This is a genomic window from Polaromonas sp. YR568 (genome assembly GCF_900116715.1).
In the GTDB taxonomy this organism is placed as follows: Bacteria; Pseudomonadota; Gammaproteobacteria; order Burkholderiales; family Burkholderiaceae_C; genus Polaromonas.
This window is the reverse complement of sequence record NZ_FPBM01000001.1, coordinates 706,217-718,440: the sequence shown is the minus strand read 5'-3', so window position 1 is coordinate 718,440 and position 12,224 is coordinate 706,217. Positions and strand designations below refer to the sequence as shown.

The 12,224-nt window shown below is 66.0% G+C and carries 12 protein-coding genes; 4 read left to right on the top strand and 8 right to left on the bottom strand.

What is annotated here, in order from left to right; all coding sequences use genetic code 11:
• Positions 1–97: 97 nt before the first annotated feature.
• The 5 genes from BM408_RS03395 to BM408_RS03375 all read right to left on the bottom strand — a co-directional run bounded on the left by BM408_RS03395 (position 98) and on the right by BM408_RS03375 (position 5,577).
• Entirely contained in the window at positions 98–610 is a 513-nt protein-coding gene (locus BM408_RS03395) for a Csu type fimbrial protein (protein WP_175541664.1), read from the bottom strand.
• Positions 607–2,973, bottom strand: coding sequence for a fimbria/pilus outer membrane usher protein (locus BM408_RS03390; protein WP_092126839.1), 2,367 nt, complete (start codon positions 2,971–2,973; stop codon positions 607–609). The genes BM408_RS03395 and BM408_RS03390 overlap by 4 nt, the downstream gene beginning before the upstream one ends.
• Before the next feature lie 30 nt (positions 2,974–3,003).
• The gene (locus BM408_RS03385; protein WP_092126837.1) at positions 3,004–3,672 is read right to left on the bottom strand and encodes a fimbrial biogenesis chaperone; all 669 of its coding nucleotides are present in this window, start codon (positions 3,670–3,672) and stop codon (positions 3,004–3,006) included.
• A gap of 14 nt (positions 3,673–3,686) precedes the next feature.
• Entirely contained in the window at positions 3,687–4,187 is a 501-nt protein-coding gene (locus BM408_RS03380) for a Csu type fimbrial protein (RefSeq protein WP_092126835.1), read from the bottom strand.
• A gap of 391 nt (positions 4,188–4,578) precedes the next feature.
• A complete protein-coding gene (locus BM408_RS03375) occupies positions 4,579–5,577 on the bottom strand; it encodes an inositol monophosphatase family protein (protein ID WP_092126833.1) in 999 nt (332 codons plus the stop codon).
• Between the two features lie 138 nt (positions 5,578–5,715).
• On the opposite strand from BM408_RS03375, the gene BM408_RS03370 reads away from it, so the two are divergent.
• Positions 5,716–6,540 (top strand): RNA methyltransferase, encoded by an 825-nt coding sequence (locus BM408_RS03370; RefSeq protein ID WP_092126831.1) that lies wholly within the window; start codon positions 5,716–5,718, stop codon positions 6,538–6,540.
• Between the two features lie 9 nt (positions 6,541–6,549).
• Positions 6,550–7,326 (top strand): serine O-acetyltransferase, encoded by a 777-nt coding sequence (gene cysE, locus BM408_RS03365; RefSeq protein ID WP_092126829.1) that lies wholly within the window; start codon positions 6,550–6,552, stop codon positions 7,324–7,326.
• Between the two features lie 10 nt (positions 7,327–7,336).
• Here the strand turns inward: cysE and BM408_RS03360 are convergent, their stop codons facing one another.
• From BM408_RS03360 to yjgA, 3 genes are read right to left on the bottom strand one after another with little or no spacing between them, the layout of a single operon-like run.
• Positions 7,337–8,608, bottom strand: a complete 1,272-nt coding sequence (locus BM408_RS03360; protein ID WP_092126827.1) for an amidase — start codon at positions 8,606–8,608, stop codon at positions 7,337–7,339.
• Positions 8,605–9,210: a molybdopterin adenylyltransferase gene (gene mog / locus BM408_RS03355; RefSeq protein ID WP_092126825.1), complete on the bottom strand. Its 606-nt coding sequence runs from the start codon at positions 9,208–9,210 to the stop codon at positions 8,605–8,607. Before mog ends, BM408_RS03360 begins: the two co-directional genes overlap by 4 nt.
• Positions 9,207–9,845 carry a ribosome biogenesis factor YjgA gene (gene yjgA / locus BM408_RS03350; RefSeq protein WP_254774688.1) on the bottom strand — a complete coding sequence of 213 codons (639 nt, stop codon included), beginning with the start codon at positions 9,843–9,845 and terminating at the stop codon, positions 9,207–9,209. The genes mog and yjgA overlap by 4 nt, the downstream gene beginning before the upstream one ends.
• Before the next feature lie 25 nt (positions 9,846–9,870).
• Between yjgA and pmbA the strand changes: the two genes are divergently transcribed.
• Positions 9,871–11,274: a metalloprotease PmbA gene (gene pmbA, locus BM408_RS03345; RefSeq protein ID WP_092126821.1), complete on the top strand. Its 1,404-nt coding sequence runs from the start codon at positions 9,871–9,873 to the stop codon at positions 11,272–11,274.
• A gap of 44 nt (positions 11,275–11,318) precedes the next feature.
• Positions 11,319–12,221, top strand: a complete 903-nt coding sequence (locus BM408_RS03340; protein WP_092126819.1) for a DMT family transporter — start codon at positions 11,319–11,321, stop codon at positions 12,219–12,221.
• The last annotated feature ends 3 nt before the right edge of the window (positions 12,222–12,224 follow it).

Here is a 12,224-nt window from a genome sequence, read left to right as displayed (position 1 = left end):
TGCTGGGCGGTGCGCCCCGGCCGCGGGCCCGGGCCGGCGCGCGGTCAAAGACCTGCATTATCCAATGCCCCGCCGGGAAGCCGTTTCAGGGGGCGCCTCAGTACAGCACTTCGATGTCTATGCTGTCGCCGTAGGTGCCGGGCGTCACGTACTGTCCGGCCGGGATGTTGCCGTAGACCGGGTAGATGGTGACCAGGTTGCCGAGCAGGCCGGCTTGCCCGCCGGTGGGTGCGCAGGTGGGGCTCACGCCGTTGCCCCAGATCTGGCTGTAGCCGCCGTCGCAGAACACGTTGTAGTTCAGAAAAGCGGTGCCGTTCTTCATGCGGCGCTGGTTGCCCAGCGCCTGCGTGCTCATGCCCAGTTTGACGGTATAGGACACATCCTGCCCAAAAATGCCCAGCACGATACAGGTCACGGTGACCGAGCCGTTGGCGGGCGCGCCTGTGCTGGTGCTGTAGGTGCCGAACAGCGGGGCGACGCCCAGCACGGTGCAGAGCTGGGCGCTGGCGGGCGGGCTGAAGAGTGTGAGCCACAGGCCCAGGCCGCAGGCGGTGAACAGCTTGCGCCATGCGGGAGCAAGGACGCGGGTGGGCTTAGAGGTGTATGTCATGGTGTGTCCTCGCATTGGCGTGGCTGTACCGCCATTTCGGCGTCGCCGCCCGGATCGGGCATGTCGAATTCGCAGCGCTTGCCGGCATGGGTGATGCTGAATACGCGGGCCGGCAGCAGCTCGGCCAGCCACATGCGGCCTTGCCGGTCGATGACGGTTTCAGTGGGTTCGCCCTCGGCCACCGCGCGCACCACGGTGCCCGCCGGAAAGGGCCCGCCGCCCGGCGCGAGCGGCGTGACCATGCTGTTTGAGGGCCAGACGCGGGCGTTGATCTTGAAGGACACCAGCACGCCGCCGCCGCGGGGCGGCACGACCTGGCGCTCGACCTCGCCGGCCAGCCAGTGGATGGGCCAGGCCGAGGGGTTCAGGCTCAGCCGGTTGAGCTCCAGCGCCCGCAGCTCGGGCACCAGCAGCATGCCGCGTGCGTCGGTGCGGCCCATGGGGCGGTTTTCGTAGTACACGTCCACGCCTTCTTCGCCGGTGGACACCATGGCGAAGGCGCCGCGTATCGGCCGGCTCAGGTAGGCGGAGCCGCCCGTCCAGAGCACGCCGCTGCGCAGGGTGAACTGCCCGCTGTTATCGCCGCGGCTGGCGCGGCCGCTGAAGTTCAGGTCGGCCTTGTCGGTGCTGCCGGACCAGAAGCCGTCCACAGCCGACAGGCCCGGCCGCGAGTCGTGCGTGGCGCCCACGCTCCAGGCGCCGTCTTGCGGTGTCTGCCCGCTGCTGCTGTACTGCGCGCGGCTGAGCTCGGCGCCTTCGGTGCTGTTGTGGCTGGCATAAAAGCCGCGGTTGCGGTTGCCGGCGCCGGGCGCCAGTGGCACGAAGAGGGACAGCATCAGGTTGTCCTGGCTGACGCCGGCAAAGCGTGTGCGGGTCAGGCTCAGCGTTACGCTGGCGCCGCTTTGCAGGACTCGGGTGGAGGCTGAGAGCGTGGCCAGGTCTTCGCGCGTGGAGGGCTCGCGCTCGGTCTGCACCACGGTCAGGCCCAGGTTCCACCCGGCCGCGTCGTTCCACTGGGCTCGCAGCAGGCGCTGCATGCGCAGGGCGGCGCGCGTGCCCAGTCCGGGCAAGGCACGGGGGGCGTGTGTCCAGTCAGCCAGCAGCCGCCACCAGCGGCTGCCGCCGTCGAGGCGTGCCTGCAGCGCGTGCCCCTGCTGCTGTCCTTGCTGTGTATTGCGGGCGGTGATCACGCCCAGGTGCCCGGTCCACAAATCGCCCAGGCGCTGGTCGTAGCCGGCCGACAGGGTGGAGGCGGCCCGGCTCACCAGGCCCTGTGCGCTGAGCGTGACGTCGTAGGTAATGCCCCGCGCATAGCTGCCGGACACAAAGCCCGGGCCGTAGTTGGCATTGGCGGTGAAAAAGTCTTCGCGCTGAAAGCCCGCGTCGACCCGCCAGGCGGTGATGCCGGGCGGCAGCAGCGACACCGGCAGGTAGATTTCGCGCTGCACCGTGACCGGGTTGCCCTGCGCGTCCAGCGTCCTCACGCTGTAGCTGTTAAAGCCCTGCTGGGCCGGCAGGTTGCGCAGGTCGTAGACGCCGCTTTGCAAGGTTTGCTGGAACTGCAGGTTGTCGTTGACGAAAACTTCCAGCGGCCCGGCCAGCGCATTGCCGTTGCGCAGCGTGGGCAGCACCGGTGCGAAGTCGCCGGGGCGCAGGTTACGGTCTGTGCCCCAGGAGAGCCCGGCGAACTGCAGCGACTCGCCCAGCGCGGTGGGGTTGCTCACCGCGTCGCCCAGGCGCAGAAAGGTGCCGGTGTCCAGCCATTCGCGCAGCGCATAGCTTTCGTAGCGGGCAACGCGTCCGTTGTTGTTCCAGGCGAGGCTGTTGTTGAGATACCAGCCGCCGGTATACGCGTAGAAGTCGGCGTAGGCGGAGGGACTGAAGCGCCGCTGCGGGTTGTTCTCGGCGTAGTTCAGGGCCAGCTGGTAGTTGATGCCGGCGCTTTCCAGCGCCGGGCTTTGCTGCAGCGGCGCTTTGCGGCCGTCGATCACGTCGGTCGCCTGGCTGGGGTCGAGCACGGTGAGCAGGTCGCTGTCGGCGTCGTGGCGCAGCGCCGTGTCGGTGGCGGCGAATTTGCGGTAAGAGCGGCCTTCGAAGGTGCAGCGCGCGCCGGCGTCTTCGTTACCAGGTTCGGCGAGCACCGGTACAAACCAGCCGCTGCGCTCGCGGTCACGAAATACCAGGGCCACCCGCTCGCCGTGGCCGGCTTCGCGCAGCTGCATCACCATGCGCGAGTCAGGCGCCAGGCCCAGCACCAGGCAGTCGCCACCGGCCCATGCGGCGGCGGGCATCAGCAGGCAGGCCGCCGCGGCCCGGGCGGCTTTGCCGCGGTGGTTTGCAGGGTGCCCTTGAGGTAACGCCATCGGGGTGCGGGGCAGGGGCGCCGGGCGCCGTCAGGGCGTTGCCAGGGGAATCAGGCCGCGGTCGGTCAGCGCCGCAGTCGTGCACCCGGGCACGTCGGTTTTGAGTACGAGCTTTTGCCGTGGCGACAGGCGCGACGCCACTTTGAGCGGGCCCGGGGGGCAGTCCTTGCCTTCAAGGTGCGCCACGCTCAGCGTCACGTTGCCGGTGTTGCTGAGCTCCGCTGGCGCGCCGCCGCTTGAAGGCGTCAGGACGAGGGCGGGGCGTGCTTGGTGCGGTGCGATGAAAACGGGAATGCCGAGGTTGAAGACCATGTTCACCTGCCCGGCGGTGCTGGCTTCGGGCAGCTGGCGGATATACAGCCGGTAAAAGCGCTCCATGTCTTCGCGCGGCCCTGAGTAGCGAAAGCGCACCATGCGGTTCTTGCCGGGCTGCAGGCGAAAGGTGGGCGGCGAGACCACAAAATCCGCCGTGGGCTCGTAGCGCTCCTGGCCGTCCACCCAGTGCACGCGCACGATTTCCGCCTGGATGCCGGTGGCCTGCTCGCCGCGGTTGCTGACTTCGACGCCGCCGTATTCGGTGGCCGTGTCCATCTTGACCGAGACCGGGCTGACGGCGATGGGAATGCCGGTGGCCATGCAGGCTGCGCCGGCAGGCAGCAGGCAGCCGAGCGCCAGCAGCCATTGCAAATGGCGTGTCATGAGCGGGCCGCCGCTCAGTATTCGACGTTGATCTGGACGGTGTCCAGGTAGGTGCCTATGGCCCCGGGCTGGTTGGCCGCCAACTGCCCGTGCACCGTGAAGAGCTTGACCAGTGTGCCGGTGCCGGCGCTGGAGGGCTGGGTGTCCACGCCGGCGGAGTTGCCCCAGTTCTGGGTATGGCCGGCGTCGCGGTAGAGGCCGTAGTTAAGCGTGTTGGTGAGGAAGGTGACCTTGCGGGTGGAGGTCGTGCCGCCGCCCAGGCCGGCGTCCAGGCCGACGGTGTAGGTCAGCACGTCAGGCGTGCAGGTGACGGTGATGGTGGCGGTGCTGTTGAGTATGGCCAGCGTGTAGTTGTTGAAGACCAGCGGGGTGGCCACCACAACGCAGGTGGACAGCACGATGGCGCTGACGGCGAGGACGCCGGTAGCGGTTGCAGCAGGGCTGGAAGGAGCGGCCGCCAGGCCCGCGAGGGCAAGGGTGACAGTGGCCAGTTTTTTTGATGGAACAAATCGCATGGAGCCTCCGAAAGTCAAGGGTTGAACCGCTTCGGGGAGATGCGCCCATGCCTTCCGGCTTGCCCGTTGATTGAGACAGGCAGGCCAGACCTGATACCACTGCTCCCCTGCACTGACACCACAGTTTTTTTGCTGCACTGGCGACAGCAAAGTGACTGACTTGTTTTTTTCTACCACCTGCGTTTCACGCAGTGAAACTATTTAAACGGCAGGCTTCGAATTAATCAACACAAATCCGAGGGTGGTCATTTTTTTGCAACTGACGCGGCTACAAATGTGAACTTTCTGCCCAGCAGAATTTGCTGCATGTGGTCTTTTGACCTGCATGAAGACTGCGGAAAAAAGAAAAGCCCGCATGGCGGGCTTTGATGTCTGGGCGTTTGGGGTCTGATCAGATCGGCGCGTCGGGCATTTTGGCGGTGGGCTGGCCGGCTGCCTTGATGCGTTTGGCCTTGAGCGTTGGCTTTTCAGCCGCTGCCGGTGCGGGCGCTGCTGCTTCGCTGTCTTCTGCATCGGCTTGCGTGTCAGGCGTGCCGGGTGTGTCTTTCAGGGCCTGGCGCACCACGGCCTTGTCGCCGGCGCCGGCGAATTTGCTGTACTTGCCCAGGGTGGCCACCATCTGGCCGTAGATGCGCGGGTTGCCGGCCACACATTCGCCGTGGTCCATGAAGTCGGCCTCACCCGTGAAGTTGCCGATCAGGCCGCCGGCCTCGGTGACCAGCAGCGAGCCCGCCGCCACGTCCCAGGGCTTGAGGTTGGATTCAAAAAAGCCGTCGGTGAAGCCCGCAGCCACATAGGCCAGGTCCAGCGCGGCGGCGCCAGGGCGGCGCACGCCGGCGCACTGGCTCATCACTTCGCCCAGCATGTTGAGGTAGGTCTTGAGCTTGTCGCCGGGGCGGTAGGGAAAGCCGGTGGAGATCAGGCATTCCTGCAGGCGGGTGCGCTTGGCCACGCGGATGCGGCGGTCGTTCAGGTAGGCGCCGCGGCCCTTGGTGGCGCAGAAGATGTCGTTGCGGGTGGGGTCGTAGACCACGGCCTGCTCGACCTTGCCTTTGACGGCCAGCGCGATGCTGACGCAATAGACCGGGAAGCCGTGGATGAAGTTGGTGGTGCCGTCCAGCGGATCGATGATCCAGACGAAGTCGGAGTCTTTGGCGCCATGCTCGCTGCCCGATTCTTCGGCCAGGATGCCGTGGCCGGGGTAGGCGGTCAAAAGGGTTTCGATGATGGCGGCTTCGGCGGCCTGGTCGATTTCAGTGACGAAATCGTTGGTCTGCTTGACCGAGACGCGGACCGCTTCGACGTCAAGCGCCGCGCGGTTGATGATGGCGCCGGCAGCGCGCGCAGCCTTGATGGCCACGTTGAGCATGGGATGGAGATTGCTGGACATGATTTGTAGGGAAGAACGGGAAAATCCGGCGCTGGCGATGCGGGCGGCGGGCAGTGGCGGTATTTTCCCATAAATGGGATTTGCCCCGGTTTTTGCCCGCCGGGCCGCCGCCGCACCGCTTCTAGGACAATCCAGCCCATGCGAACCCGATTTGTCCTGATCAACACCAGCCACGCCGGCAATGTGGGCGCTACCGCCCGCGCCATGAAAACCATGGGTTTTGACGACCTGGTGCTGGTGGCGCCGCGCTGGGCCAATGTGCTGAACCGCGAAGAAACCATACAGCGGGCCAGCGGCGCGCTCGACGTGCTCAAAAACGCCCGCATCGTCGAGACGCTGGACGAGGCGGTGGAAGGCATGGCGCACCTCTGCGCCACCGCCATGACGCCGCGCGACTTCGGCCCGCCCACGCGGGCGCCGCGTGAGCACTTTGCGACTTTGCTGGGGCAAACTGCCGCGCTATCAAAAGAAGAGCGGCTTGCGCCCGTCCCTGTTGCCCAAAAGCCCGATTCGGTGGCCTTTTTGTTCGGCTCGGAGCGTTTTGGCATGCAAAACGAAGACGTTTACCGCTGCCACGTGGCGCTGAGCATCCCGACCGACCCGAAGTTCGGCTCGCTCAACCTGGGCGCCGCCGTGCAGCTGATTGCCTATGACTGGCGCCAGGCGCTGGGCGGCTTCAGCGTGCAGCCGGCCACGGCCGAGCCCACACTGGCCGACGCGGCGGCGGTGGCCGGCATGCTGAAACACTGGGAAGAGGCCCTGACGGGCATCGGCTTTCTGGACCCGGCTTCGCCGAAAAAGCTGATGCCGCGGCTCAACCAGCTGTTTAACCGCGCCCAGCTCAGCCCGGAGGAAATCCACATCCTGCGGGGGGTGGCCAAGGCCATGCTGCAAAACACGGCCATAGCCGACCAAACGCCGCCTAAAGGCAGCAGGCCAGCAGGGTCTGCGGGCGGCCACTAAACTCCCACCATGTTTTCCCGACTCCGCTCCGACATCCAGTGCATTCTTGACCGCGACCCCGCCGCCCGTACGGCCTGGGAAGCGCTGACCTGCTACCCGGGCCTGCATGCCCTGGTGCTGCACCGCCGGGCGCACTGGTGCTGGAACCACGGCTTCAAATGGCTGGGCCGGTTTATCTCGCATGTTTCGCGCTGGATGACGGGTATTGAGATCCATCCTGGCGCCAAGATCGGCGAGCGGGTGTTTTTTGACCATGCCATGGGCGTTGTGGTGGGCGAAACCGCTGAAATCGGCGACGGCTGCACGATTTACCAGGGTGTGACACTGGGCGGCACCTCGCTTTACAAGGGCGCCAAACGCCACCCCACACTGGGCAAAGACGTGGTGGTGAGCGCAGGCGCCAAGGTGCTGGGCGGTTTCATCGTCGGTGACGGAGCCAAGATCGGCAGCAATGCGGTGGTCATCAAGCCGGTGCCGGCCGGCGCCACGGCGGTGGGCATTCCGGCGCGCATCATCCCGTCCAAAGTGGGCGAAAGCGCCGACGTCACGACCTCGCCCAAGTTCTCCGCCTACGGCATCACCCTGGACGACGACCCGATCGGGCAGGCCATGAAAGGGCTGATCGACAACGCGTCGTCTCAGGAGCATCAGATCGCGCTGCTCTGGCAGGCGATTGAAAAACTCTCAGGCCCGCAAACGGCCATGAGCAAGGACTGTGTGCCCAAGGACGCGGCGCTGACGGAAACCTTTGAGGCCGAAAAGCTCAACCAGCTGGTTGGCAAGTAGGGCGCGGGTTTCAGGACGCCTTCAGGGCGCGTTCCAGAAAGTCCGCCGCCTGCAGGCAGGTGCGATCCGCGTGTGGCGCGCCGATGATCTGCAGGCCCATGGGGAAGCCATTCACCCCCGTAGCGCCCGCCACATTCACACAAGGCACACCCAGCAGCGTCCAGACGCGGTTGAAGATCGCCGTACCGGTGCTGCCATAGCCCGCAGGGGCTTCGTCGGGCGCGCTGGGCGTCATTAGCACATCAAACTGGCTGAACCACTCTGTACAGGCCTGGCGGCTCTGTGCAGCGGTGCGCTGCGCGGCCTCATAAGCGGCGGGCGTGACTTTGCTGCCCGCCAGCAGGTAGTTGCGCAGGATGTCTGAGAGCGCCTCTGGGTGTTCGTCCACCTCACGGGCCAGGCTGCGCCAGACTTCATAGCCCTGGATGACGTCTTGCGCGTCGAAGGCTTGTTGGATCCAGCCGGGCAGGGTGACAGCTTTGATTTGTGCGCCTGCGGCCTTGAGCGCCAGGACGCCGGCTTCCATCGCCTGCCGGGCGCTGGGGGAGAGCTCAGCCCACGGATAGGCGTCCGGCACGCCGACCACCCAGGGTTTGGCTGGCGGGGCGTAGGCTAGCGCCAGTGCCTGGCCGCTGAGCGCTTCAGCAAACCAGGCTGCCTCCGGCACGCTGGCGGCAAACAGGCCGACGGTGTCGAGCGACCAGGAAAAACATTTGAGCCCCGGCGTGGGCAACAGCCCGAAGCTGGGCTTGAAGCCGGTGACACCGCAGTACGATGCCGGCCGGATCACGGAGCCGCCGGTTTGTGTGCCGATGGCAAAGGGCACCAGGCCCGCCGCCACAGCGGCTGCCGAGCCGGCCGAGGAGCCGCCCGGTGTGCGGCCAGGCGCATTCGGGTTCAGTGTGGCGGTGGGGTTGAGGAAGGCGAATTCGGTGGTGCTGGATTTGCCAATCACCAGCCCGCCGGCGCGGCGGATGGTGCTGACGATGGCAGCGTCAAAACGGGCTGGTTCGGCCGGGTAGAGCGTGGAGCCGTAGCGTGTGGGGAGCTCGCGGGTGTCGAAGATGTCTTTGACGGCGACCGGCAGGCCTTGCAGCGGGCCTTTCAGCGCCGGGAGCTGGCTCAGCGCCGTGGAGAGGGGCAGCCGGGCGGTGAAGGCGCCCAGCGTGGCATCGACGGCGTCAATGCGCGCAAAGGTTTCAGTGAGCAGGGTGGTGGCATCCAGCTTGCCGTCGGCCAGCTGCGCGGCCGTCGCAATGGCGGACGGCGCGCGTGGTTTCATGGGGCTGGTGTGCCTGACACCCGAATGGCGGACTTGGGCCGGAAGGCCTTGCACACGGCCGGGTCGGCTTCAAGGTAAGGGCCGCCTATCAGGTCTATGCAATAGGGCACGGCGGCAAAGATGCCGGGCACTACCGATTCACCGGCCTCGTTTTTGAGGCCTTCCAGCGTTTCCTGGATGGACTTGGGCTGGCCGGGCAGGTTGAGGATCAGGCTTTTGTCGCGAATGACCGCGCATTGGCGCGACAGGATGGCCGTGGGCACAAACTTCAGGCTGATCTGCCGCATCTGCTCGCCAAAGCCGGGCATTTCCTTGTGGGCCACGGCCAGCGTGGCTTCGGGCGTCACGTCGCGCGGTGCGGGGCCGGTGCCGCCTGTGGTGAGCACGAGTGAGCAGCCGGCGTTGACCAGATCGATCAGCGCGGCGCTGATGCCTGCCTGTTCGTCGGGAATCAGGCGCTCTTCAAAGGTAATGGGGTTGCGTAGTGCGCGGGTCAGCCATTCTTTGAGGGCAGGCAGGCCTTTGTCGACATAGACGCCGGCCGAGGCGCGATCGCTGACGGAGACGATGCCGATCTTGACGGCGTCAAAAGCCTCGCTCATGCCTCGGGTTCCCCGGGTTCGCCTGCATCGCCGGGCCCCTGTGCCAGGGCCTGCCGCACCAGCTGGAAAATCTCGCGGTAAGACTTGCCATGGCGCGCGGCTTCGCCGGGCTTTTCGGGCTTGGCGTCTTTGCGGGCCTGGCGGATCAGCGCGCGCAGCTGCTGCGAATCGGTATCAGGGTGTTCGCCGAGCCAGGTGCCCAGTGCGGCATCGTCGGCGATCAGCTTGTCGCGCCACTGCTCTGCCAGGTGCAGCGCCAGTGTCAGGTCGGCAGAGCCGTTGAGCTGTTCGTTGATCGCTTCGCGGATGGGTTCCGGATCCAGCGGGCGCATCAGCTTGCCGATGAACTGCATCTGGCGGCGTTTGCCCTCGAAATTGGTGATCTTTTTGGCGTCGGCGATCGCGTCGCGCAGCTTGTCGGGCAAATCCAGGCGCGCCATCAGGTCGGCGCGCAGGGTCAGCAGCGCTTCGCCAAGGGCTTGTTTCTCGTCGGCCTCGGCCTTGAGCTGGGTTTTGCTGGGCGGGCCGACTTCTTCAAGCGCGATTTCTTCGGGTTTGACGAAGCGGCCGTTGGACCAGTAGCCCTTGATGGCCTTGGGAGACTTGGGAATGGCCTTCGTGGTCTTGGTATTCATAGCAGTCAGTATCATAGCTACCCATATGACCCAAAAAGCTTCCTCTCGCGCCGGCGGCGCAACCCGCAGCGCTTCCCGTCCCGAATCGGGCTTCAGCTACCACCGCGATTTTTTCGAGGAACTTGTCGACACCTCACTGGCCCACGCCAAGAAACTGGGCGCCACGGACGCCGCAGCAGAGGCTTCCGAAGGCTGCGGCCTGTCGGTCAGCGTGCGCAAGGGTGAGCTGGAAAATGTGGAACGCAACCGCGACAAGTCGCTGGGCATCACCGTCTACATCGGCAAAAAGCGCGGCAACGCCGCTACCAGCGATTTCTCCAAAGCCGCCATCGAGCAGACCGTGCAGGCGGCCTATGACATCGCCCGCTTTACGGCCGAAGACGAAACCTCGGGCCTGCCAGACGACCGCGACATCGCGCGCCAGCATCCGGCGCTGGACCTGTTTCACCCCTGGTCCATCGACTCGGAACAAGCCGCGCAACTCGCCTTGCAGTGCGAAGCCGCGGCCCTGGGCACCAGCCGGCTGATTACCAACAGCGAAGGCGCCGGCGTGTCGGCCCAGCAAAGCCATTTTTTCAGTGCCCACACCAAGGGCTTTCGCGGCGGTTATGCCAGCTCGCGCCACAGCATTTCAGTCGCGCCTATCGCCGGCAAGGGCGACCAGATGCAGCGCGATGCCTGGTACAGCTCCATGCGTGATGCCAGTGAGCTGGCGCGGCCCGAGGCCGTGGGCCGCTATGCCGCCGAGCGCGCATTGGCGCGCCTGAAAAGCCGCAAGATCCCGACCACGCAGTGCCCGGTGCTGTTTGAGTCGCCGCTGGCCGCCGGCCTTCTGGGCGGCTTTGTGCAGGCCGTGAGCGGCGGCGCGCTTTACCGCAAAAGCACCTTCCTGGCCGACAGCCTGGGCAAAGCGGCTTTTCCCAAACACATCGACATCGCCGAAGACCCGCACCTGCGCAAAGGCAAGGGCAGCGCACCCTTTGACGAAGAGGGCGTGAAAACCAAGGCGCGCCAGGTGGTGGAGGGCGGCCGCGTTGAGGGTTACTTCCTCAGTACCTATTCGGCCCGCAAGCTGGGCATGCGCACCACCGGCAACGCCGGCGGCTCGCACAACCTCATCATGACCAGCCGACACACCCGCCCGGGTGACGACCTGGACGGCATGCTGCGCAAGCTGGGCCGCGGCCTCTTTGTGACTGAATTGATGGGCCAGGGCGTGAACTACGTGACGGGCGACTATTCACGCGGAGCCTCGGGCTTCTGGGTGGAAAACGGCCGTATCCAGTTTCCGGTGGAAGAAATCACCATCGCCGGCAACCTGCGCGACATGCTCATGGGCATTGAGGCCGTGGGTGCGGACGCCTACAACTACGGCGCGAAAACCGTGGGCTCCGTCCTGGTCAATCGCATGAAGGTGGCCGGGAGCTAATCGCTCTCCGGGCCGCTTGTTGCTTTCCCTTTCTCGCTTTCTTGATGGCTTTGCCCGCCGAAACACTGGCGCTTGTCGCGGCCGCTACCTGGGCCGGCTCCAGCCTGCTGTCGGCCGCTGCCGTCGCCCGCATGGGGGCTTTTGCTTTCAGCCGCTGGCGCATGGCATTTGCCTGCCTGCTGCTGTGGGGCATGACGCTGGCCACGGGTAGCTGGCGCAGCTTGCAGCTTGACGGCGCGGGCGTGCTGGCGCTGTCGGGGCTGATCGGGATTTTTGTGGGCGATACAGCGCTTTTTGCCTGTATGAATCGCCTCGGGCCCCGGCGTTCGGGCATCCTGTTTGCCACCCATGCCCTGTTTTCCGCCGTGCTGGCATGGCTGTTTCTGGGCGAAACGCTGTCGGGCTGGGGCTTGCTGGGCAGCGCGCTGCTGGTGGGCGGCGTGATGACGGCGATTGCTTTTGGCCGGCGCGATACCGAATCACACCAATGGGAGGCCACGCAGGGGCGGCTGGCCGTCGGCATAGGCCTGGGCCTGCTGTCGGCGCTGGGGCAGTCGGTGGCTACCTTGATGCTCAAGCCGCTCATGCAGACAGGGCTGGACCCGGTGGCGGCCTCGGCTGTGCGCATGAGCAGCAGCATGGTTGCGCATCTCTTGCTGCTATTGACGGGCTGGCGCCTGGTGCAGGCCACGCAGTCGCCGCGCTGGGTGGACCTGGGCTACACTTTTGCCAGCGCCGCACTGGGCATGACGCTGGGTATGACTCTGATCCTCAAGGCGCTGCAGCAAGGCAGCGCCGGCATGGTGGGCATGCTGTCGTCGGTGACGCCGGTGATTTTGCTACCGCTATTGTGGTGGGTGTACCGCCGCCGGCCTGCCATGGGCGGCTGGATAGGCGCGGTGCTGACGGTGACGGGCTGCGCGCTGATCCTGCTGCACCGCCCCTAGCGC